Annotated in this window: 13 protein-coding genes and 1 pseudogene; 6 read left to right on the forward strand and 8 right to left on the reverse strand. The window is 72.5% G+C overall.

What is annotated here, in order from left to right:
- Positions 1–68: 68 nt before the first annotated feature.
- Positions 69–182 (reverse strand): annotated as a pseudogene (locus ACZ47G_RS15910) (LLM class F420-dependent oxidoreductase); the annotation flags it as partial.
- Positions 183–250: 68 nt separating this feature from the next.
- Here ACZ47G_RS15910 and ACZ47G_RS15915 point away from each other — a divergent pair.
- From ACZ47G_RS15915 to ACZ47G_RS15940, 6 genes are all read left to right on the forward strand, one after another.
- A complete protein-coding gene (locus tag ACZ47G_RS15915; RefSeq protein ID WP_465742936.1) occupies positions 251–3,280 on the forward strand; it encodes a glycoside hydrolase family 2 TIM barrel-domain containing protein in 3,030 nt (1,009 codons plus the stop codon).
- Between the two features lie 446 nt (positions 3,281–3,726).
- On the forward strand, positions 3,727–4,758 hold the full coding sequence (locus tag ACZ47G_RS15920; protein ID WP_465742938.1) for a LacI family DNA-binding transcriptional regulator: 1,032 nt from the start codon (positions 3,727–3,729) through the stop codon (positions 4,756–4,758).
- 397 nt (positions 4,759–5,155) lie between these two features.
- Positions 5,156–6,859, forward strand: a complete 1,704-nt coding sequence (locus tag ACZ47G_RS15925) for a ribulokinase (protein ID WP_465743170.1) — start codon at positions 5,156–5,158, stop codon at positions 6,857–6,859.
- Positions 6,856–7,524: an L-ribulose-5-phosphate 4-epimerase gene (locus tag ACZ47G_RS15930; protein ID WP_465742940.1), complete on the forward strand. Its 669-nt coding sequence runs from the start codon at positions 6,856–6,858 to the stop codon at positions 7,522–7,524. The genes ACZ47G_RS15925 and ACZ47G_RS15930 overlap by 4 nt, the downstream gene beginning before the upstream one ends.
- An 11-nt stretch (positions 7,525–7,535) precedes the next feature.
- A complete protein-coding gene (araA, locus tag ACZ47G_RS15935) occupies positions 7,536–9,044 on the forward strand; it encodes an L-arabinose isomerase (protein WP_465742942.1) in 1,509 nt (502 codons plus the stop codon).
- Between the two features lie 171 nt (positions 9,045–9,215).
- Positions 9,216–10,304 (forward strand): aldose epimerase family protein, encoded by a 1,089-nt coding sequence (locus tag ACZ47G_RS15940; protein WP_465742944.1) that lies wholly within the window; start codon positions 9,216–9,218, stop codon positions 10,302–10,304.
- Between the two features lie 84 nt (positions 10,305–10,388).
- Here the strand turns inward: ACZ47G_RS15940 and ACZ47G_RS15945 are convergent, their stop codons facing one another.
- From ACZ47G_RS15945 to ACZ47G_RS15975, 7 genes are all read right to left on the reverse strand, one after another.
- Positions 10,389–12,506 (reverse strand): beta-galactosidase, encoded by a 2,118-nt coding sequence (locus tag ACZ47G_RS15945; protein ID WP_465742946.1) that lies wholly within the window; start codon positions 12,504–12,506, stop codon positions 10,389–10,391.
- A gap of 66 nt (positions 12,507–12,572) precedes the next feature.
- Complete coding sequence (locus ACZ47G_RS15950) at positions 12,573–14,324, reverse strand: cellulase family glycosylhydrolase (protein WP_465742948.1); 1,752 nt, start codon at positions 14,322–14,324, stop codon at positions 12,573–12,575.
- An 81-nt stretch (positions 14,325–14,405) separates the two neighbouring features.
- On the reverse strand, positions 14,406–16,154 hold the full coding sequence (locus ACZ47G_RS15955) for a cellulase family glycosylhydrolase (protein WP_465742950.1): 1,749 nt from the start codon (positions 16,152–16,154) through the stop codon (positions 14,406–14,408).
- A 41-nt stretch (positions 16,155–16,195) separates the two neighbouring features.
- Positions 16,196–17,734 (reverse strand): glycoside hydrolase family 43 protein, encoded by a 1,539-nt coding sequence (locus tag ACZ47G_RS15960; RefSeq protein ID WP_465742952.1) that lies wholly within the window; start codon positions 17,732–17,734, stop codon positions 16,196–16,198.
- A 61-nt stretch (positions 17,735–17,795) separates the two neighbouring features.
- The gene (locus ACZ47G_RS15965; protein WP_465742954.1) at positions 17,796–19,517 is read right to left on the reverse strand and encodes a cellulose binding domain-containing protein; all 1,722 of its coding nucleotides are present in this window, start codon (positions 19,515–19,517) and stop codon (positions 17,796–17,798) included.
- Positions 19,518–19,729: 212 nt separating this feature from the next.
- A complete protein-coding gene (locus ACZ47G_RS15970; RefSeq protein ID WP_465742956.1) occupies positions 19,730–21,871 on the reverse strand; it encodes a glycoside hydrolase family 36 protein in 2,142 nt (713 codons plus the stop codon).
- 50 nt (positions 21,872–21,921) lie between these two features.
- On the reverse strand, positions 21,922–23,916 hold the full coding sequence (locus tag ACZ47G_RS15975) for a beta-galactosidase (RefSeq protein ID WP_465742958.1): 1,995 nt from the start codon (positions 23,914–23,916) through the stop codon (positions 21,922–21,924).
- Between the last annotated feature and the right edge of the window lie 13 nt (positions 23,917–23,929).

The following is a 23,929-nucleotide window of genomic DNA, read 5'->3' on the forward strand; positions in this document are numbered from 1 at the left end:
GCCGGGGTGCACCACCCTGCCGGGCGGGCCCGGGCACCGAAGGTCGGTGCGACCGGGCCCGCCAGAGGTCAGAACCCCTCGCGCAGCGCCGGCAGCAGGGTGTCCCGAGCCCAGTCGAGGTAGGCGGGCTGGCTGTCGCCGCCGACCTGGACCAGGGCCACCTCCCCGAACCCGGCGATGGCGTCCCTTCCCGCAAGACGCCTTCGATAGTACGGTCGCGCGCATCACCCACGACCGTCGGAGGACTCCCATGTCCACGCGCTACTTCGAGGACTACGCACCCGGCCACGGCAGGGCCGCGCCGCGGGCGGCCCTGGACTCCGACGCCCCCAGGATCGACCTCAACGGGGAATGGGCGTTCCGGTTCTCGCCGACCCTGCGGCCGGAACCGGACGGGTTCGAAGCCCCGGACTTCGACGACGGCTCCTGGGACGCCCTTCGCGTCCCCTCGCACTGGCAGCTGCACGGCTACGGTCGGCCCATCTACGTCAACCTCGCCTACCCGGTACCGCTGGACCCGCCCTTCGTCCCGGACGAGAACGAGACCGGCGACTACCGCCGCACCTTCGACCTGCCCGCCACCTGGACGGGCACGCCGGCCGTGCTGCGCTTCGAGGGCGTGGACTCCTGCGCCCGGGCCTGGCTCAACGGCCGCGAGCTGGGCGTCACCTACGGCAGCCGCCTGCCGACCGAGTTCGACGTGACCGGGCTGCTGCGCCCCGGCCGCAACGTGCTGGCCGTCCGGGTGCACCAGTTCTCCGCCGGCACCTACCTCGAGGACCAGGACACCTGGCGCCTGTCCGGCATCTTCCGCGACGTGTCCCTGCTGGCCCGCCCGGCGGGCGGCATCCGGGACGTCTTCGTGCACGCGGAGTACGACGCGCGGACCGGCGGGGGCCGGCTCCGGGTGGAGGCCGACGCGGACGCTCCGGTGAGGCTCGACCTCCCGGCCCTCGGGATCCACGACCAGCCGACCACGGCCGAGTTCGCCTTCGCGGCGGTACGGCCCTGGAGCGCGGAGGATCCACAGCTCTACGAGGCGTACCTGGCCACCGGCAGCGAGCGGGTCCGGATCCGGGTCGGGTTCCGGAGCGTGGCCGTCGACGAGACCGGGGTGCTCCGGGTCAACGGCCGCCGGGTGGTGCTGCGCGGCGTGAACCGGCACGAGTTCGACCCCGATCACGGTCGGGCGCTCTCGCTCGAAACCATGCGCCGCGACGTGGAGTTGATGAAGCGGCACAACATCAACGCGGTGCGCACCGCGCACTACCCGCCGCACCCGGCGTTCCTCGACCTGTGCGACGAGCTCGGCCTGTGGGTCATGGTCGAATGCGACCTGGAGACCCACGGCTTCGAGCACGCGGACCCGGAGCGCTGGCAGCGCAACCCCTCCGACGACCCCCGCTGGCACGCGGCCTACCTGGACCGCATCGAGCGGACCGTGGAGCGGGACAAGAACCACCCCAGCGTCATCCTGTGGTCGCTCGGCAACGAGGCCGGGGACGGCCGCAACCTCCGGGCCATGTCCGCGTGGGTCCGGGAGCGCGATCCGTCCCGTCCGATCCACTACGAGGGCGACCGGCTCAGCGAGTACACCGACGTCTTCAGCGAGATGTACCGGCCGCCGGCCGCCGTCGCCCGGATCGGCCGGGGGCAGCTGCTGCCGGGCGAGGTCTCCTACCCGGCCCGCGCCGGCTCCGGCGACCCGGCGGACGACCCGCGCAACCGCAAGCCCTTCCTGCTCACCGAGTTCGCCCACGCCATGGGCAACGGGCCCGGCGGGCTCGCCGAATACCTGCGGCTGTGCGGCGAGTACCCGCGGTTCCAGGGCGGCTACGTCTGGGAGTGGATGGACCAGGGACTGCGCACCCGCGACGCCCAGGGGCGCGAGTTCTTCGGCTACGGCGGCGACTTCGGCGAGGACCTGCACGACGGCAACTTCATCTGCGACGGCCTGGTCCTCCCCGACCGCACCCCCTCCCCGGGCCTGCTCGAGTACGCGAAGGTGATCGCCCCCGTCCGGATCGACGCCGGCCCGGAGGCGGGCACCCTCACGGTGGAGAACCGCTACGAGGTGCTGGACCTGTCCCATCTGCGGTTCACCTGGTCGCTGGCCCGCGAAGGGGTCGAGCTGGCCCACGGCGTACTGCCCACCCCGGAGCTCGCGGCGGGGGAGGCCGGCCGGTTGCCGCTGCCACGCCTGGACCCGCCGGGCGGTGGAAGCGGCACGGGCGAGCTCTGGCTCACCGTCCAGGCCGAGCTGGCCAAGCCCACCGACTGGGCCCCCGAAGGCCACGTGGTCGCCTGGGGACAGGTCCGGCTCCCCGCCACGGGCCACCGCCGGCGGACCGGCCCGCCCGGGGCGGCCCGCAGCGAGGGCGAGCACGTCCTGCTCGGCCCCGGCCGCTTCGACCGGACCACCGGAACCCTGCTCGCCATCGGCCGGCTCCCCCTGCGCGGACCACGACTGAACCTGTGGCGCGCCCCCACCGACAACGACCGCGGCTGGCACCAGCGCGACGCCGCCTACTGGAAGGACCGCGGCCTGGACCGGCCGCGGTACCGCACCGTCTCCGTCACCCCCGGCGCCCAGGGCATGACCGTCGTCGTCCGCAGCGCCGCCGCGGCGGGAGACTCCGGCTACCTCACCACCTACCGCTGGGACAGCGACGGTGACAGCCTGCGCCTGCGGGTGCACGCCGAGCCCGTCGGCCACTGGCCGGAGCGGGGCGACGACTTCCAGGACACCATGGTGGATCCGGCCCTCCCGCCGGAGGAGTACCAGGAGCTGGTCCGCAGGAACCGGTCCCGCTCACTGGCCCGCATCGGACTCGACTGGGAGCTCCCCGCCGACCGCTCCCGGGTGGAGTGGTTCGGCACGGGCCCGGGCGAGGCCTACCCCGACTCGTGCCAGGCGGTGCGCGTCGGACGTTTCCGCGCGACCGTGGACGAGTTGCAGACCCCGTACGTCCGCCCCCAGGAGAACGGCAACCGTGCGGACACCCGCTGGGCCACCTTCACCGACGGGGCCGGGAACGGACTGCGCGTCGTGGGCGAGGAGCCGTTCCACTTCGCCGCACGCCGCTGGACCGACCGACAGCTCGACGGCGCACGGCACCACAGCGACCTCGTCCCCGGTCCGGTGATCCACCTCCACACCGACCATGCCGTCCAGGGCCTCGGCACCGCCGCCGTGGGGCCCGGTGTCCTGCCCCAGTACCGGCTCGAACTCGGGCCGGCGGACTTCGCGTTCCTCCTGACCCCCCTGCAGCAGGGCTGAGACCACCGAGCGGCCCGCCGCCGCACCGGAGTTCCCGGTGCGGAGGCGGGCCGCTCCGTCCTCCGCCGGACACCCAGGCCCTGTCCGGCCGAGGCCAGCGCCGTCGTCGAGGCCCGTCCGGGTGGTGGAGCGAGGACGAGGAGGCAGGGCGGGGCGGCTTCGCGGGCCCGACCCAGCGGACTCGCCCCGAGGATCCAGCACCACCCGGCCGTCGCGCCGGGCTCTCGGCAGGCCCGACGCCCGGGCGTCACCTCGGCGACCTCCGGAACACGGATCGCCCCGGAACAGCCGACGCAACCGAAACACGGAGGCCGACTTGGCGGTTTTGGCAGATGTCGGCGTGCTGGCGGACTGGTATGAAGGGGGGCCGCCTGCTGAACCGAGGGTGACGGATTGGCCTGGACCTGGTCGCGTACTGTGGTCCACAGTCGAGGAGGGGACTACGAGTGGGAACCGATAACGCCGGGGCGGAACAGCGCCAGCCCGTGATGGCGGACGTGGCGAAACTGGCGGGTGTGTCCCACCAGACGGTGTCCCGGGTGCTCAACGGAGCCCCGCACGTCCGGCCCGACACCCGGGACCGGGTGCTGGCCGCGATACGGGAACTGGACTACCGGCCCAACTCGGCGGCCCGGGCCCTGGTCACCCGCCGGTCGCAGACCCTCGGGGTGGTCAGCTTCGACTCGACCCTCTACGGTCCGGCCTCGATGCTGGACGGCATCGAGCGGGCCGCGCGCAGCGCCGGGTACTTCGTGAGCGTCACCAGTCTGCGCTCCCTGGACGGCCGTTCGGTCCAGGAAGCCGTCGACCGGCTGCGTGACCAGGGGGTGGAGGGCGTGGTGGTGATCGCGCCGCAGACCTCGGCCGTCAACGCGGTGTCCCGGCTCTCCAGTTCCGTGCCGCTCGTCGCGGTGGGTTCGGGCAACCAGACCCGGGTGCCCATGGTCTCGGTGGGCAACCGCTACGGTGCCGGCGAGGCCACCGGGCACCTGCTGGACCTGGGGCACCGCACCGTGCACCACCTGGCAGGACCGGCCAACTGGGTGGAGAGCCAGGACCGGGAACACGGGTGGCGCCTCACGCTGGACGCGGCCGGTGCCCCGGTGCCGGAGGTGGAACGGGGTGACTGGAGCGCCCGCTCGGGCTACCAGGCCGGGCTGCGGATCGCCCGGCTGCCCGACGTCACCGCCGTCTTCTGCGCCAACGACCACATGGCCCTCGGCCTGCTGCGCGCCCTCCACGAGGCCGGTCGGGCGGTTCCGGAGGAGATCAGTGTGATCGGCTTCGACGACATTCCGGAGGCCGCGTACTTCACCCCGCCGCTGACCACGGTGCGGCAGGACTTCGGCGAACTCGGCAGGCGGGCCCTGGAACTGCTCGTCGGGGAACTGGAGGGCGCCACGCACTCGGCGACCCAGGTGCAGATCTCCCCGGAGTTGGTGCTGCGGCGCAGCGCGGGGCCGTCCAGCCGGCGTTGAGCCGGTGGTGGGGCAGAGGCAGGGCAGGGGTGGGCCGGGGGCGGGCCACGGGCGGCGCGGGGCAGTGCCGCCGAGCACCCCGCGCGTCCCGAGCACCCCGAGTGCTTCGAGCCCCCACCCGGCTTCCCGGATTCGGCCCGGCAGCTTCCCTTGACACGTAGTTTGTTAGCGCTAACAATCCTCGTGAGCGTTAACAACGGCGCTCCTTCCTCTCCGCCGGCCGGGCCACCGCATCCCGCTTCCGTGGGCCCGGCCGACGGCTCCCCGTTCCGCTGCCTCTCGAGGGTGGGGTAGCGGAATGAAGCCTGTCGCCGGTGCGGTGCGCCCTGCCCCGGTCGAACACCGCACCGGCGACAGACGACCAACGCATGACTCCCGTACGAAGGATGAGCACGTGATCGTGACCCCTGCCGCCCACGACGCCGACCGGCCCGACCGGTACGTCGTCGGCGTCGACTTCGGCACCCTCTCCGGCCGCGCGGTGGTGGTCCGGGTCCGGGACGGCGAGGAGGTGGGCACCGCCGTCCACGACTACCCGCACGCCGTGATCGAGCACGAGCTGCCCGGCACCGGCCGACCGCTCCCGCCCGACTGGGCGCTGCAGCACCCGGCGGACTGGCGCGAGGTGCTGCGCACCGCCGTCCCGGCCGCGCTCGCCGCCGCCGGCGTCGACCCCGCCCGGGTCATCGGCATCGCCACCGACTTCACCGCCTGCACCGTCCTGCCCGTGCTCGCCGACGGCACCCCACTGGCCGAGACGCCCGACTGGGCCCCCCGCCCGCACGCCTGGCCCAAGCTCTGGAAGCACCACGCCGCGCAGCCCCAGGCGGACCGGATCAACGAACTGGCCCACGCCCGCGGCGAGAAGTGGATCTCCCGGTACGGCGGCCGGATCTCGGCCGAGTGGCAGTACGCCAAGGCGCTGCAGGTGCTGGAGGAGGACCCGGCCGTCTACGGCGCCTGCGAGCGCTGGATCGAGGCCGCCGACTGGATCGTCTGGCAGCTCACCGGTGCCGAGAGCCGCAACACCTGCACGGCCGGCTACAAGGGCATCCACCAGGACGGCGGCTACCCGAGCGAGGACTACCTGGCCGCGCTCCACCCGGAGTTCGCCGACTTCGCCCGCACTCGACTGGAGCACCCGCTCTCCCCGCTGGGCACCCGGGTCGGCGGCCTCACCGCGCAGGCCGCGGCGTGGACCGGCCTGCCGGCCGGCACCGCCGTCGCCGCCGGCAACGTCGACGCCCACGTGGCCGCCCCGGCCGCCCGGGCCGTCGACGACGGCCAACTCCTCGCCATCATGGGCACCTCCACCTGCCACGTGGTCAACGGCGCCACCCTCGCCGACGTCCCCGGCATCTGCGGCGTGGTCGAGGACGGGATCGTCACCGGCTCCTACGGCTACGAGGCCGGCCAGAGCGCCGTCGGCGACATCTTCGCCTGGTGGCTGCGCCAGGGAGTGCCCGCCGACTACCTGGCCGAGGCCGAGGCGAACGGCGAGGACCTGCACCGGCTGCTCACCCGGAAGGCCGCCGCCCAACCCGTCGGCGGGCACGGCCTGGTGGCGCTCGACTGGATGAACGGCAACCGTTCCACCCTGGTCGACCACCACCTCTCCGGTGTGATCGTCGGACTCACCCTCGCCACCCGCCCCGAGGAGGTCTACCGGGCGCTGCTGGAGGCCACCGCCTTCGGCACCCGCGTCATCGTCGAGGCCCTGGAGCGGGGTGGCGTCCCGGTCACCGAGTTCATCGTCACCGGCGGCCTCAAGAAGAACGCCCTGCTGATGCAGATCTACGCCGACGTGCTGCGCCGCCCGGTCTCGGTCGCCGACTCGGAGCAGGGCCCGGCGCTCGGCTCGGCGATCCACGCCGCCGTCGCCGCCGGAGCGTACCCGGACGTCCGGACCGCGTCCGCCGCCATGGGCCGGGTGCAGCAGGGCGCCTACCGGCCCGACCCGGCCGCCGCCGACACCTACGACCGTCTCTTCGCCGAATACCGCGCCCTGCACGACCACTTCGGCCTCGGCGCCGACAAGCTGCTGCACCGCCTGCGCGACATCCGCAACGCCGCCCTCACCACACCGAGCGAGGCCCTGTGAACGCGACCATCGACCTCATCCGCCGCCAGGTCAGCGACCTCCACCGGGAACTGGTCCGCTACAACCTGGTGGTCTGGACCGCCGGCAACGTCTCGGCCCGGGTCCCCGGCGAGGACCTGCTCGTCATCAAGCCCAGCGGCGTCTCCTACGACGAGCTGTCGCCCGAGAACATGATCCTCTGCGACCTGGACGGCGAGGTGGTCGAGGGCGAGCACGCACCCTCCTCCGACACCGCCGCGCACGCCTACGTCTACCGCCACCTGCCCGAGGTCGGCGGCGTGGTCCACACCCACTCCACCTACGCCTGCGCCTGGGCGGCCCGCGGCGAGGCCGTCCCCTGCGTCCTCACCGCGATGGCCGACGAGTTCGGCGCGGAGATCCCGGTCGGCCCGTTCGCCCTGATCGGCGACGACTCGATCGGCCGCGGCATCGTGGACACCCTCAAGGGCCACCGCTCGCCCGCCGTCCTGATGCAGAACCACGGCGTCTTCACCATCGGCAAGGACGCCAAGGCGGCGGTCAAGGCCGCCGTGATGTGCGAGGACGTGGCCCGCACCGTCCACCTCTCCCGCCAGCTCGGCGAGCCGCTGCCGATCGCCCAGGCGGACATCGACAGCCTCAACCACCGCTACCAGAACGTCTACGGCCAGCCCCAGGCCCGGTAAGGAGCCACCCCGTGAAGAAGCCATCGAACGGACGCCAGGTCTGGTTCCTGACCGGCAGCCAAGGGCTCTACGGCGAGGAGACGCTGCGCCAGGTCGCGGAGCAGTCCCAGCGGATCGCCGCCGCCCTGGGCGAGGACGCCCACCTGCCCGTCGAGGTCGTCTGGAAGCCCGTCCTCACCGACGCCGCCGCGATCCGCCGGATCTGCCTGGAAGCCAACTCCGACGACGACTGCATCGGCCTGATCGCCTGGATGCACACCTTCTCCCCGGCGAAGATGTGGATCGCCGGACTCGACGCGCTGCAGAAGCCGCTGCTCCACCTGCACACCCAGGCCAACGTCGAACTGCCCTGGCACTCCATCGACATGGACTTCATGAACCTGAACCAGGCCGCCCACGGCGACCGCGAGTTCGGCTACATCCAGTCCCGCCTCGGCGTGCCGCGCAAGACCGTCGCCGGGCACGTCTCCGACCCCGCCGTCTCCGCCAGGGTCGCCACCTGGGCCCGCGCCGCCGCCGGCCGCGCCGAACTCCGCAGCCTCAAGCTGGCCCGGTTCGGCGACAACATGCGCGACGTCGCCGTCACCGAGGGCGACAAGGTCGAGGCCCAGCGCCGCTTCGGCGTCTCCGTCAACACCTACGGCGTCAACGACCTGGTCGCCGCCGTGGACGCGACGGACGAGGGCGACGTGACCGCGCTGGTCAAGGAGTACGAGGACGGCTACCGCCTCGCGCCCGAGCTGCGCAGCGGCGGGGAGCGCCACGATTCGCTGCGCTACGCGGCCCGCATCGAGCTCGGCCTGCGGGGCTTCCTGGAGGAGGGCGGCTTCAAGGCCTTCACCACCAACTTCGAGGACCTCGGCGGGCTCCGCCAGCTGCCCGGGCTCGCGGTGCAGCGGCTGATGGCCGACGGCTACGGCTTCGGCGGCGAGGGCGACTGGAAGACCGCCACCCTGCTGCGCACCCTCAAGGTGACGGCCGGCGGACTGGCCGGCGGCACCTCCTTCATGGAGGACTACACCTACCACCTGGAGTTCGGCCGCGAGCTGATCCTCGGTGCGCACATGCTGGAGGTCTGCCCGAGCATCGCGGCCGGCACCCCCTCCTGCGAGATCCACCCGCTGTCCATCGGCGGGCGGGAGGACCCGGTCCGCCTGGTCTTCGACGCCGAGCCCGGCCCGGCGGTCGTGGTCGGCCTCGCGGACCTCGGCGACCGGTTCCGGCTGGTCGCCAACGAGGTGGACGTGGTCGTACCGCCGGAGCCGCTGCCGCACCTGCCGGTGGCCCGCGCGGTCTGGAAGCCGCGCCCGGACCTGCACACCTCCACCGAGGCCTGGCTGACGGCCGGCGGGCCGCACCACACCGTGCTCTCCGGCGCGATCGGCGCCGAGGAGCTGGAGGACCTCGCCGAGATGCTCGCCGTGGAGCTGCTGATGATCGACGACGACACGAACATCCGCCGGTTCACCAAGGAGCTGCGCTGGAACCAGGCCTACCACCGCCTGGCCCAGGGGCTCTGAGCCCGCACGGTCCGGACGACGCGCCCGGTCCGTACAGCTCGCAGAGCCCGTACAGCTCGTACCACCAGCACAGCTCGTACCACCAGCACAGCCCGGACGTCCGACGCCCGCCCGCACGGGCGGGCGTCGCCGCTTTCCGGTGGTCCCCGGAAGAAACGGAGCAATACCCCCGTGCCGAAAGACGCACTCGTGTCCCCGGGCGAACTGACGGTCTCCCAGGGAGTCGCCGCGACCCTGCCGGACGGGCGGCCCGTCATCCGCTGGACCATCGACTCGCCGTCCGGCGTGCGGGCGGAGGTGCTCAGCCTGGGCGCCCGGCTCCAGGCCCTGCACCTGCCGGACCGGGACGGGCGGCGGGCGAACGTCGTCCTCGGCTGCGAGCGCGTCGGGGACCTGCTCGGAGAAGGCGCGTACTTCGGTGCGACGGTCGGCCGCTACGCCAACCGGATCGCCGACGGCGTCCTGCCGCTCGACGGCACCGTGCACCGGCTCACCACCCAGCCGCCCGGCCACACCCTGCACGGCGGACGGGACGGCTTCGCCACCCGGCTCTGGGAGGGAGTGCCCGTCCGGGAGGGCCGACGGACCGGAGTGCGCCTTCGCCTGCACAGCCCCGACGGCGACCAGGGGTTCCCGGGGGCGCTCACCGTCGAGGTGGTGTACCTGCTCGACCCGGCCGGCCAGCTGTGGATCGGCTACCGGGCGACCACGGACGCGCCGACGGTCGTCAACCTCACCAACCACACGTACTTCAACCTGGCCGGTGAGGGCAACGGCACCGTGCTCGACCACCTGCTGCGCGTCGAGGCCCGCGGCTACCTCCCGGTGGACGCCGAGCTGATCCCGATCGGACCCACCACGCGCGTCCCGGGCACCCCCTTCGACCTGCGTGAGGCCCGGCGGATCGGGGACCGCGTCGCCGACGGGGACCAGCAGATCCGCCGGGCCGGAGCCGGCTTCGACCACAACTGGGTGCTGGACGGGAGCGGGTTCCGACGGGCCGCCGTCCTGAGCCACCCGGCCAGCGGCCGGCAGGTCGAGTGCCTGACGACGGAGCCGGGGCTGCAGGTCTACACCGGCAACCACTTCGACGGCACGCTGAGCGGTCCTTCCGGCCGCCGGTACCACCGGTACGCGGGCGTCGCGCTGGAGACCCAGCACTTCCCGGACTCGCCCAACCACCCCGAGTACCCCTCCACCGTCCTGCGCCCGGGGGAGGAGTTCCGCTCGATGACGGTGTACTGCTTCTCGGCGGCGTAACGGCCCGGCGGAGCAGTCACCGAGCGGAGAGCGCAGAAGAGCGGGGGGCGGCGGGCCCGGCGGGGCCCACCGCCCCCTTCGTGCTCAGTCCGTGACGAAGACCCGCACGTCCCAGGCGCCGAGGGCGAGCGGCTCGCCGGCGGCCACCGGGGTGCCGGCCAGGACGTCGACGAGCGCCACCGGCGCCGGCACGTCGACGGGCTGCCAGCTCCAGTTGTGCACCACGTGGACGCGGCGCCCGTCCGGGGCCGTCCCGGTGGTCGCGGTGACGGACTCGGGCAGGTCGCGCCAGCCGCCGACGGGGGAGGGGGCCAGCCAGGCGGCGAGCGCCCGGCCCAGGTCGCGTCCGGGCACGGTGCCGACACAGGTCACCCGGCCCGCCCCGTGGGCGCGGGTGGTGACGGCGGGCCAGCGGCCGAAGTGCGGGTGGTCGTAGCCGGCCAGCACGGTGGCGTCGGTGGCCGTGAGGCCCTCGACCCAGCGGGTCGCGGTCGCTCCCGCCGGCAGCTCCAGCGGGCTGTCGGGGGCGGTGCGCAGCGGGAGGTCCGCGGGCAGGTTGCTGAACTCGTCGTACCGGACGCCCGCGGCGACGGTCAGGCGTGGCGGGGCGGTCTCGTGGCGGGCCCGGGCCTCGTGGTCGGCGTAGCCGGTGCGGGGGCCGAGGACGAGGTGGCCGCCGGCCTCGGCGTAGGCCGCGAGCCAGTCGAGCAGGGAGTCCTCGGCGAGGTAGAGCCCGGGGACGACCAGCACCGGGTGGCGCCGCACGGCCTCCTCGGGTGCGAGGCCCACGCGCTCACCCCGGGCGTCGTGCAGCTGGCGGGTGTGCAGGATGCGCACCTGCCGGCCGGCCTCGAACGCGCCGCGGTAGAAGGGGTCGAAGAGGCGGTGGTAGGACGTCGAGTCCGGTTCGCCGTTCGGCCTCGCCAGCGGCGGGTACTTCTGCATCAGCCACTTGCTGGGCATCGAGTAGACCATCGCAATGTCGGCATCGGGCTCGATCCCGGCGACCAGCGACCCGGCCGTCTCGAACTCGGCTCCCAGGTGGGCGAGTTCGGCGTAGACCCGGCCGGGCTTGCCGCTGTGCGGCAGGATCCCGCCCCAGTACGTCTCGGTGCCGAAGTGCAGGGTGTGCCAGTGCCAGTACTCGATCATCCGCGCGCCGCGCGAGACGAGCGCCCAGGCGGCCTGCCGCCACTGGCCGTCGAAGGCCGGCCGGTTCTCCGAAGTGCCGCTGATGGCCTGGGCGTTGGTCTCGGTGACGAGGAACGGCTCCTGGCGGGAGGAGAAGATCCGGTCGGCGCTCCGGTACAGCGCCCACACGCCGGTGGCCTTCCACCACTGGTCCTGGTCGTCCGGCGTGGGGTCGGGCAGCGCGAGGGTGTCCTGCATGTCGTAGTACGGGTTGCCGGCGGTGACGTCCAGGGCGTCGGTCAGTTCGTCGTCCTCCATCGCCGGGTGCTCGTAGGCGAGGCAGGTGGTGACGAACTGGTCGGGGCGGGCGTACTCGCGCGCGATGTCGGCCTGCCAGGCGACGAACTCGGTGGTCTGGCGGGCCTGGAACGCCCGCCAGGCGACGTCGTACTGCGGCTGCTGGTTGTTGTCGGGCTGCCACAGGTCGGCCCAGGTGGAGAGCCGGTGCGACCAGTAGACCAGGCCCCACTCCCGGTTGAGGGTCTCCACGTCGCCGTAGGTGTGGCGCAGGTGGTCGACGAACCGCTGGAAGACGCCGTGGTTGTGCGGCAGGCGCAGGCCGGGCTCGTTGTCGACCTGGAAGCCGATGACGGCCGGGTGCGCGGCGTGGCGGTCGAGGATCGCCCGGGTGACGCGTTCGGCGTGGTAGCGGAAGGCCGGGTGGGAGAAGTCCGCCTCCTGGCGGGCGCCCCAGCCCATCGGTCGGCCCGTCGCGTGGTCGGTGACGATCTCCGGGTACTGCCGGGACAGCCACGGTGGTACCGCGTAGGTGGGCGTGCCCAGGACGACGGAGATGCCGCGGTCGTGGGCGCCGTCGAGGACGGGGGTCAGCCAGTCCAGCTCGAACCGGCCGTTCTCGGGCTCCCAGGTGGACCAGACGGACTCGCCGACCCGGATGACGGTGAACTTCGCCCCGGCCATCAGGTCGAGGTCTTCCTTGAGCCGCTCGTACGGCTGGTACTCGTGGTAGTAGGCGGCGCCGAACAGCACGCGCGGGGGAAGCGGGGACATGGGCACCTCGGAACGTGTGGGAGCCCCGGCCGCCGGGAGCGGCGGCCGGGACGGGGGAGCGCTGGGTCAGGAGGCGGTGCCGGTCACGGTGTTGCCGGACTTGGTGACGGTGTAGGTGACGGTGTCGCCGGTCCAGAAGCGGAAGGTGAACGTCGCCGGCACGCCGTCCTTCAGGGACTTGACGTAGCCGGGCTTGAGGGTGGTGGTGTTGGCGCCGTAGTCGGCGCGGAGGTTGTCGAACGACTGGTAGGTGGTCCAGGAGGCCGGGCCGGCGGCGGTGCCGTCGGCGTAGGTGGACTGGACGTTGGCCATCAGGGCGCCGTTGAACCCGGTGGGGATGGTGAGCCCGTCGAGCGTCCCGGTGGCGTCGGCCATGGTCGGCTTGTCGTAGGAGCGCACGAAGAGCTTCCACGGGACGCCGTCGGAGTACCGGACCTCGAGGGTGGCGTTGATCCCGGCGGCGCGGTCACCGGCGAGGTGGGTGAGGGCGTCGGCGGTCAGGGTGAGCTTGTCGCCGTCGAGGGTGTAGTCGAGGAAGGGGATCAGCGGGCGGTCGCCCTGCCAGAGGCCGGCGAACCAGAGGCCGTTGCGGTTGAGCGTGATGGTCTGGGCCGCGATGGGGCCGGACTTCGGCAGGAAGACGTTGTCGGTGGAGGCGGTGCCGGAGCGGGTCCGCCAGGAGGTCTGGATCAGGTCCTTCATCTCGGGGACCATCCACTGCATGGTGGAGCGGTTCAGGAAGTCGTTGGCGGCGTCCCAGACGGCGGAGGTCATGCCGTTGCGGCGCGCCTCGTAGTTGACGTGCTCGAAGTACTTGAGCATCTCGCCGCGCTCGACCACGCCGGAGTACGGGGAGGTGAGCAGGCCGTACTCGCCGAGGTAGACGGGGATGCCCTTGGCGACGAAGGTGTCGTGCACCCGGGCGAAGCCTTCGGTGAGGTCCGACTGGGCCTTGGCGTCGTACGTCGGGCCGTTGGCGATGTTCACGCTGAACGGGTACCAGCTGTAGTAGTGCACGGTGGCGACCAGGTTGCGGTCGTTCAGCGAGCTCATGGTGGTGGACAGGTCGTCCAGCAAGTTCTGAGCGTTGCCGGTCTGCTCCGAGGGCAGGACGAGCAGCCGGTCCTTGTTCTTGCTGCCGGAGTTGCGGACGACGCTGTGGAAGGAGGTGTTGAGTTCCCGCAGGTACTGGGTCTTCTGGGCGTCGGTGGCGTTGTCGAACTGCGGTTCGTTGATGCTCTCCATGAGCAGCGTGCGCGGCTCGTCCTTGAAGGTGGTGGCGATCTGCTGCCAGGTGGAGTTGAACCGCGCCATGATGGCGTCGTGGTCGGTGGACATGTACTTGATCCACTGCCACGAGTCGTGGTGGACGTTGATCTCGACGTAGAGGCCGTCCGCCAGGGCGAGGTCGACCACCTGCTTGACCCGCTTCATCCACACCGGGTCGATGGTGTAGGGCGCGGTAGCGGACTGGTGGGTGTACCAGGTGACGGGGATGCGGACGCTGCGGAAGCCTTGGGCCTTGAGGCCGTCGAACGTGGCCTTGGTGGTGAGCGGGTTGCCCCAGGAGGTCTCGTCGGGGATCGCGTCGAGGGTGTTGCCGAGGTTCCAGCTGGGCTGCATCTGGGCCACGGCGGCCATCGGGTCCTGCGGGACCCGGACCCCGGCGGCCTCGGCCGCGGACGGGGCCTGGTCGGCGGGGGCGGCGATCGCCGTGCCGCCGCAGAGGGCGCCGGTGGTGACCAGGGCCACCACGAGGCCGGCCGTGCGGTGGAGGCGGCGGGCCAACGGGCGGGCGGTGCGCTGTGCGTCGTTCACGGAGTGTGTCCTTTCTGGTGGAACAGGTGGGGGGAGCCCGGCCGCCGGTGGGCCGGCGGCCGAGAAGGGGGAGCGCTGGGTTCAGGAGGCGGTGCCGGTGACGGTGTCGCCGGACTTGGTGACGGTGTAGGTGACGGTGTCGCCGGTCCAGAAGCGGAAGGTGAGCGTCGCGGGGGCGCCGTCCTTGAGGGACTTGAGGAAGTCGGCCTTCACGGTGGTGGTGTCGGCGGCGTAGTCGGGGCCGAAGTCGCCGAACGTCTGGTAGGTGGTCCAGGAGGCCGGGTCGGCGGCGGTGTCGTCGGCGTAGGTGGACTGCACGTTGGCCATCAGGGAGCCGTTGAACCTGGTGGGGATGACCAGCGCGTCGGTGCTTCCGGTGGCGTCGGACATGGCGGGCTTGTCGTAGGAACGGATGTTGAGCTGCCAGGGGACGCCGTCGGAGTACCGGACTTCGAGGGTGGCGTTGATCCCGGCGGCGCGGTCCCCGGCGAGGCGGGTGAGGGCGTGGGCGGTCAGGGTGAGCTGGTCGCCGTCGAGGGTGTAGTCGAGGAAGGGGATCAGCGGGCGGTCACCCTGCCAGAGGCCGGCGAACCATTGGCCGTTGCGGTTGAGGGTGATGGTCTGCGCGGCGATGGGGCCGGACTTCGGCAGGAAGACGTTGTCGGTGGAGGCGGTGCCCGAACGGGTGGTCCAGGACGTCCTGATCAGGTCCATCAGGGCCGGGTCACGCCACTGGAGGGTGGCGCGGTTCAGGTAGTTGGCGTCGTCCCAGAGCGCGGTGGTGAATCCGTTGGCCCGGGCCACGTAGTTGACGTGCTCGTAGTACTTGAGCATCTCGCCGCGCTCGACGGTGCCCGAGTTGGGCTCGCTCAGCAGGCCGTATTCGCCGAGGTAGACGGGGATGCCCTTGGCGACGAAGGTGTCGTGCACCCGGGCGAAGCCTTCGGTGAGGTCCTTCTGGCTGGTGGCGTCGTAGGTCGTGCCGTTGGCGATGTTCACGCTGAACGGGTACCAGCTGTAGTAGTGCACGGTGGCGACCAGGTTGCGGTCGTTGAGCGAGCTCATGGTGGTGGACAGGTCGTCCAGCCAGTGCTGGGCGTTGTTGGTCTCTTCCGAGGGCAGGACGAGCAGCCGGTCCTTGTTCTTGCCGCCGGAGTTGCGCACGATGCTGTGGAACGAGGTGTTGAGCTCGCGCAGGTACTGGGTCTTCTGGGCGTCGGTGGCGTTGTCGAACTGCGGTTCGTTGATGCTCTCCATGAGCAGGGTGCGCGGCTCGTCCTTGAAGGCGCTGGCGATCTGCTGCCAGGTGGAGTTGAACCGCGCCACGATGGCGTCGTGGTCGGTGGACATGTACTTGATCCACTGCCACGAGTCGTGGTGGACGTTGATCTCGACGTAGAGGCCGTCCGCCAGGGCGAGGTCGACCACCTGCTTGACCCGCTTCATCCACACCGGGTCGATGGTGTACGGGGCGGTGGCGGACTGGTGTGGGGACCAGGTGACCGGGATCCGGATGCTGCGGTAGCCCTCGGACCGGAGACGGTCGAACAGCGCCTTGGTGGTGAGCGGGTTGCCCCAGGAGGTCTCGTCGGGGATCGCGTCGAGGGAGTTGCCGAGGTTCCAGCTGGGCTGCATCCGGGCCACGGCGGCCATCGGATCGTGCGGGACCCTGGCCCCGGCGGCCTCGGCTGCCGCCTGGGGCTGGTCGGCGGGGGCGGCGACGGCCGTGCCGGCGCACAGGGCGCCGGTGGTGACCAGGGCCACCACGAGGCCGGCCGTGCGGTGGAGGCGGCGGCTGCGCGGGCGGGCGGTCTGCTGTGCGTCGTTCACGTGTGTCCTCTCGGGTGGGTGGGGGAGCCCCTGACGGATGGTCAGAGAAGCGGGAGCGGCTCGTAGTCGAACCGGTCGAAGTGGACGGTGCCTTCGGCGGCGTACATGCCGATGACCCGGCCGGTGAAGCCGCCGGCCACCTCGGTGGAGAGGTAGCGGCCGTCGAGCGCGGCGAGCACGGTGAAGGTGCCGTCGGGCTCCTCGACGCCGAGGACGACGTCGTCAGGGCCGGTGCGCGGGCCGCGCGGCGGCCGCGGGACGACGTCGACACCGAGCACCACGGCTCCGGCGGGCACCGGACGGGAGGCGACCTCGGTGCGCAGCGAGCCGATCCGGGCGAAGACCTTCACCTCGCCGGGGCCCGCCTCGATCTCGTAGTGGTGCTCCTCGTCCATGCGGATGGCGAGGCCGCCGCGGCCGTCGGTGGGGTCGATCAGGGTGCGGGCCCGGCAGGCGAGGTGCTGCTGGCGCCGGCCGACGAACACCACGTCGTTGTCGTCCAGCGAGGCGCCGGCGGCGCGCAGGGTCAGCCAGCCGGAACGTTCCTTCGTGGTGCACAGGTGTTCCGGGCGCTCGCGCACCGAGATCCACCGGGGGTGCAGCTCGGCCTGGTCGAAGTCGTCCCGGGCCGGTACGGCGGGGACGGGGTGCAGCGGCCAGGAGGGGGTGGGCAGTTCGGGGGTGACCTGGCCGACCACCGGCCAGCCGTCCACCCACTCGACCGGGGCGAGGAAGGTCTCCCGGCCGAGCACGTACCAGGCGGGGGTGCCGCCGCGCGGCCGGACGGCGAGCAGCACCATCCACCAGGAGCCGTCGGGCGCCTGGACGAGGTCGGCGTGCCCGGTGTTCTGGATGGGACTGTCGGTGCCGCGGTGGGTCAGCACCGGGTTGGCCGGGCACGGTTCGAACGGGCCGGAGGGTGACGGGCCGCGGGCGATGGAGACGGCGTGGCCGCGCTCGGTGCCGCCCTCGGCGATCATCAGGTACCAGTACTCGCCGATCCGGTACAGGTGCGGCGCCTCGGGGGCCATGGCGCCGGGGGCGCCGGACCAGATCCGGTACGGCTCGCCGATGGTCTCGCCGGTCGTCGGGTCGAGGCGGACCTGGGAGACCCCGGCGACGGTGCACCAGCAGGTGCCGTCCTCGTCCCAGGCGAGGTCCGGGTCGATGCCGTGCACCCCGGGCAGCCGGACCGGGTCGGACCACGGGCCGGCCGGGTCGGTGGCGGTGAAGAGCAGGTTGCCGTCGCCGCTGACGTTGGTGACGATCAGCCAGAACCGGCCGTCGTGGTGGCGCAGGGTGGGGGCGTAGATCCCGCCGGAGGACGGGCTGTCGAGCGGGAGTCGGAGCTGGCTCGGCCGGTCCAGGGCGTTGCCGATCTGGGCCCAGTTCACCAGGTCACGGCTGTGGAAGACCGGGATGCCGGGGAAGTACTCGAAGCTGGAGCACACGAGGTAGTAGTCGTCGCCCACACGGCAGACGCTGGGGTCGGGGTGGAATCCGGGGATCACCGGGTTGGGGACGGTGCTGCCGGTCCGGGACTGCTCTGACACGTGGGTCGGTTCCTTTCGGTGCTTCATCGCGGGAGGGGGGTGGTGCCCCGGGCCCTGGGGAGCCCGGGGCACCACCGGCTCATCGGGTTCAGCCGATCGCGCAGGAGGCGCCGTTGAACCAGAAGGCGGAGGGGTTGGCGTCGCTGCTGGACCAGGTGGACTTGAAGCCCCACTGGACGCTGCCGCCCTGCGGGACGGTGGCGTTGTAGGACACGTTCCTGGCGGTGACGTTCGGGCCGCTCTGCGACACCGAGGCGTTCCAGCTGTTGGTGATGCTGTTGTCGCCGGGGAAGGTGAAGCCGAGGTTCCAGCCGTTGACCTGGCCCAGACCGTTGTTGACGACGGTGAGGTCGCCGACCGTGACGCCCGACCACTCGTTCTTGTTGTAGACGACCCGGCAGGCCGCGTCGGTCGGGTGCATCTGGACGACCGTGATCCCGTAGGCCGGCACGGTCTGGGTGGTCGGGCTGCCGCTCTGGGCCGTGCCGATCCCGTGGGCGTTCTTGAGGTAGGAGTGGACGGTCGGGGTGGCGGAGGAGGGGGTGAACCCGGAGTAGGAGAGGTTCACCGTGGCGTCGTTGTTCGGGTCCTTGTTGATCAGCATGACGTCCACGTCGCCGTTGGCGCGGCGGACGGCGTGCGCGGAGAGCAGTGAGGACGAGCTGGCGGCCTTGACCAGCGTGTCACCGGGCGCGCCCAGCCTGCCGATCATCTGGGTGCCGTAGTAGGCGGGGAAGGGCGTGTTGACGGACGGCTCGCAGGAGGCGCCGGCGGAGACCATGCCGCCGTCGTTGTAGTCGGTGGCGCCCTCGACGGTGGTCACCTTCGAGCAGTCGGTGCCGTTGCGCAGGTCCCACCAGTCGACGTTGAACGCGCCGTTCTCCAGCCAGGTGAGGTAGTTGTCCGGGGCGAACAGACCGTTGGGGGAGGTGTCCAGGTAGGCCTGGGCGTTCGCCTCGGTCACCGCGATGCCGACGTTGGGGGCGTTGGACCCGGCGTACTGGTTGATCAGCGAGCGCACGGCGCCGGTGATGTTCGGGTTCTGGGCCTGCGGCTTGGTGAGCAGGTCGGCCGGGCTGGTGCTGCTGGGGTACGCGTGCACGATGGCGAAGTCGATCTTCGAGCCGGCGATCGACATCACGGTGTGGTTCCAGTCCATGGTGTCGCCCGGGCCGACGATGCCGTCCGGCCAGTAGCCGGGGGTGGCCAGCACGGCGCCGATCTTGATGTTCGGATCGGCCGCCTTCATCGCCGCGATGTACTGGAGCAGGTTGTTCGCGTAGGTCGTGGCGCTCTTGCTGCTGTGGGTGTCGTACTCCCAGCTGGCGCCGTACTCCCCGTTGCCGTAGACCTCGTTGCCGACCTCCCAGTACTTGATGCCGTAGCCCTTGGTGACGTTGGCGTACTGGACCCAGGCGGCGGCCTCCTGGGGGGTGCCGGAGCCGTAGTTGGCGGTGATGATCGGCTGCGCTCCGGCGGCGCGCACGGTGCCCATGAAGGCGTCGAAGCCGGTGTTGGGGGCGACGTAGGCACCGGCGTCGGCCGTGCCGGTCTGCCAGTGGTAGACGTCGGAGTGGCTGCCGCCGGGGTAGCGGACGGTGTTGATGCCGGCCGTGCTGAGCAGGCCGGCGGTGGCGGCGGCGTTCATGTTGACGTCGTAGACCGGGATGTTGACGCCGACGCCGGTGTCGGGGACGGTGGCGAGCTGCAGGGCGGCGTCGACCGACACCGACACGGAGCTCGCGGCTTGGGCGGCCGGCGCGACGGCGGCGATCGCGCCGGTGAGTGCGAGCGACAGGGCCGCTGCCACGGCTATGGCGCGTTCACGACAGGACTGGACGGGTGATTTCACTTCGTCCCTCCAGGGGTGGGGGTGCGTGGGGTTCGGATGTGGGGATCGAACTCCCGCGTTCTGGACGGTAGGGCCCGGTGCGGCTGCAAGGGATCGGGCCCGGACGCGAAGCGTGTTCCGTACGGATGCGGGCCGGCGCGGTGGAGCGCGCGCGGTCGCGGTCTGCATCGTCAACTCCCTTCGGACGGCTCCTCGGTGAGGCGCAGCAGGACGGCGGACGGGGCCGTCGGCAAGGTCAGGGTGAGTTCGGCGGTGTCCGGGTTCCAGGCCGTGGCCGCCAGGCTGGAAGCCGGGTAGAGCACCTCGACGCGAACGGCGGCGCCGGCCAGATGGGGCAGGTCGAGCTCCCGGACGGAGTCCGTTCCGTGGCGGCGCCAGGCCGTGACGTAGGTGGTGGCCGGGGTGTGCAGTGCCAGGGCGATCCACGGGTCCTCCCAGCCCGGGAGCCCGAGCGGCCAGGCGGGCAGCGCCTGCGGCAGGTCGGCGCGGATCGACTTGTGGACCGCGACCGCCTCGCGGACCAAGTCCCTGGCCTCCGAAGAGAGTTCGGTGATCCGACCGGAGAGGTGGATGCGGCCGAGGAGTGCGTTGGCCATGGTCAGAGCGACCTCGTCCGGGGAGTCCCCGGGCAGCGGGTAGGCCCAGACGGCGCCCTGTTCGGGTGTGACGGCGGTGGGGGCCGCCGCCGCGATGGGCGGGTAGCGCAGCAGGTCCTGCTGGTCACTGGTGGACTGGAGCTGGAGCCTGGAGAGCAGGGCGTGGTCCATCCGCATGCCGCCGGAGGCGCAGTTCTCGATCACCAGCTCCGGGTGCCGGTCCAGGATGCCGTCCAGCCAGGCGAGTTGGGCCCGGTTGTGGCCCAGCAGGCCGGCCGCCGGGGCCTCGCCCGGGTGGCCGCTGGTGCCGGAGCCCGGGTCGGTGTTGTGGTCGAGCTTGAGGTAGCCGACGCCCCACTCCCCGACCAGGCGGTCCACCACCGTGTCCAGGTGGGCGCGGGCGGCCGGGTGGCGCAGGTCCAGGTGGTACCGGCCCCCGCCCTCCTCCACGCGGTGTCCGTCGCGGCGGAAGAACGCCTCCTCCGGGAGGGACCCGGCCATCGGGCTGTTCACCCCGACCGCCTCCGGCTCCAGCCACAGGCCGGGGACCATGCCCCGCTCCCGGATGCGGTCCAGGACCTCGTGGATGCCCTTCGGCCCGGGGAAGCGGGAGGCCGACGGCTCCCAGGCCCCGACGGAACTCCACCAGTTGGCGCCGTCGTCGTACCAGCCGGCGTCGATGACGAAGTACTCCGCGCCGGCCTCGGCGGCGGCGTCGACCAGCGGCAGCAGTTTGGCCGTGGTGGGGTCGCCCATCAGGCAGTTCATGTAGTCGTTGAAGACGACCGGCAGGCGGTGGTGGTCGGCGTGCGGGCGCCGGGTGGCCCGGCGGTAGCGGGTGAGGGCGGCGAAGGCGCCGTCCGGGCCGCCGTCCGGGGCGAGCGCGAGGGCCACGGGTACGGTGCGGAACTCGGCGCCGGGTTCCAGGGGGAGCCGCCAGCCGTGGTCGATGTCGTTCGGCCCGTACAGCGCCGCGTACGCGGTGTCGTCGCGCACCCCGCACTCCCAGCGCCAGCCGCCGCCGTTGTGCTCGATCTGCCACAGCCAGGTGCGTCCGGACCCGCGGTCCGTCAGGCCGCCCATCGGCAGGTGGCCGCAGCTGGACCAGACGCCCTGCCCGGCCACCACCCGGGTGTGGCGGCCGGAGGTGGTGGGGAACCGGCCGCCCCGCTCGGCCGAGGACACCCGCAACGGCTGGCGCTGCCAGCGGCATTCGGCGAACCAGTCGTTCTCCGCCCACAGCAGGTCGGCGTGGTCCAGCTCCACCGGGTCGCCCCCGGTGAGGCAGCCGGACACGAGCGAGGCGACCGACTCCAGGTGCAGCGTCCGCGGTCCGTCGTTGCGCAGCAGCACCTCGCTGCGCAGCACCGGCAGGCCATCGGGGGAGCGGTAGAACACTTCGGCGGTCAGACCGGTCTCCGGCTCGTGGAGTTCGACGGTGAGCACGTGCCAGTCGCCGTCCCGGGCCGAGCGGTGGGAGCGGTGGCGCAGCCGTCCGCCGAGGGCGCTGTTGACGAGGTGCCGCCCCGACCAGTGGCGGCCGAGGCCGGCGGTCGTCACCTCCACCAGCGGCAGCGGTGCGGCGGGGCGCGGGGCGGTGGTCTTCTCGCCGGGGGCGCCGACGCGGACCAGGCGGGGAGTGCCGTTCTCGCCCAGGGCGATCTCCAGCTCCAGGGCGCCGTGGCCCCAGCGGATCGTCTCGTGCGGGTCGCTCATGGTGGCCTTCCTCGGTGGGGCCTAGTGAGCGTTCACAAAATAGTGAGCGTTCACAACGGGCGCAGGACGGCGCAGCCGCCGGCGGGCAGCCGGCTCAGGGTGGCGTCCGTGAGCAGGTCGTGGGCCGCCTGCGGCAGCGGTACGGCTTCGGCGCGGTGGTTGATCAGGACGTGCCAGCGCCGGCCGTCCGCGGCGTGCCGGGTGACGGCCTCGACGCCGGAGGGCAGGCCCGGCAGCTCCGGCGGCTCCGGGGCGGCGCCGGCCTCCGAGAGCAGCCGGCCGACCAGGGCGGCGTAGCCGGTGTCGTCGAGCCGGGTGGAGAGGTACCAGCCGTGGCCGGAGCCGAAGCCGTGGCGGGTGAGCGCCGGGCTGCCGGCCAGCATGCCGTGGGTGTAGGCGGCGAGCGTCTCGGCGCCCTCGGTGCGCAGCGACTCGCTCCAGGCGGTGGCCGTCGAGCCGTCGGAGAGCGCGACCTCCTCGCCCTGCCGCAGCGGGCGGTGCTCCTCGACCCGGATGCCGAGCGCCTCGCGCAGCGGTGCGGCCGGGTAGCCGCCGAGCCGGGCGCGGAGGTCTTCGTCGACCAGGCCGCTGAAGTGCTGGACGAGCAGGGTGCCGCCGGAGGCGACGTAGCGGCGCAGGTTCTCGGCGCCCGCGTCGGTGAGCAGGAACAGGGCCGGGGCGAGGACCAGCCGGTAGCGGCTCAGATCGTGCTCGGGGTGGGCGAAGTCGACCGTCCGGCCGGCGTCCCACAGCGCCCGGTGGGCGCGGCGCAGGGTGGTGAAGTAGTCGAGCTCGGAGGACGGGAGCCCGTCGGCGTTCATCGCCCACCAGGCGTCGGAGTCGTGCAGGACGGCGACCTCGGCCCGGACGGTGGAACCGGCGAGTTCGCCGAGCCGGGCGATGGCCTCTCCGGCCGCCGTGACCTCGCGGAAGACGCGGCTGTCCGGCCCGGCGTGCGGGACCATCGCCGAGTGCCAGGTTTCGGCGCCGGCCCGCGACTGGCGCCACTGGAAGAACAGCGCGCCCTCCGAGCCGCGGGCGATGTGGGCGAGGGAGTGGCGCAGGATGTCCCCCGGCTCCTTGCCGAGGACGCGGCCGCCGGCGTAGACGGTGTTGGTGCCCGATTCCATCAGCAGCCAGGGGGCGCCGCCGGCGATCGACCGGGCCCGGTCGGCGTCGAAGGCGGCCTGGGCGGCGGCGTCGACGCCGGGCGCGCTGGGGTAGTGGTTGACGGAGACCACGTCGACCTCGCGGCCGAAGGCCCACAGGTCGAGGTTCTGGTAGCCGGGCAGCATGAGGTTGGTGGTGACCGGCCGGTCGCTGTGCGCGCGGATGGCGTCGCGCTGCTCGCGGTAGGCGGCGAGGGTCTCGTCGGACCAGAACCGGCTGTAGTCCAGGGTCTGGCCGGGGTTGCGGTGCCACTGGGTGGCCCGGGGCGGCAGGATCTGCTCCCAGGAGGCGTAGCGCTGGCTCCAGAAGGCCGTGCCCCAGGCCTCGTTGAGGGCGTCCAGGGAGCCGTGGCGGGCGCGCAGCCAGACCCGGAAGGCGGCGGCGGTGTGGTCGCAGGTGCAGAGGGTCACGTACTCGTTGTGGACGTGCCACAGGGCGAGCGCCGGATGGTCGCCGTAGCGCTCGGCGAGGGCACCCGCGATGCGGCGGGCGGCCTGTCGGTAGGCGGGGGCGGTGAGGCAGTAGGTGTCCCGGCTGCCGTGGGTCAGCCGGGTGCCGTCGGGGCCGACGGGCAGGGCGTCCGGGTGGGCCAGGGTGAACCAGGGCGGCGGGGAGGCGGTGGGGGTGGCCAGGTCGACCGCGACGCCGGCCGCGTGCAGCCGGTCGAGGTGGCCGTCGAGCCAGTCGAAGTCGTAGCGGCCCTCCTCGGGTTCCAGCAGCGCCCAGGAGAAGACGCCGAGGGTGGCGAGGTTGACGCGCGCCCGGCGCATCAGCTCGTCGTCCTGCTTCCAGACCTCGGCGTCCCACTGCTCGGGGTTGTAGTCCCCGCCGAAGGCGAGGCCGCCGAGGTGGTCGGTGAGCCGGCGGATGTCCATCTGGGAACCGTCC

Source organism: Kitasatospora sp. NPDC030952, from assembly GCF_055571335.1.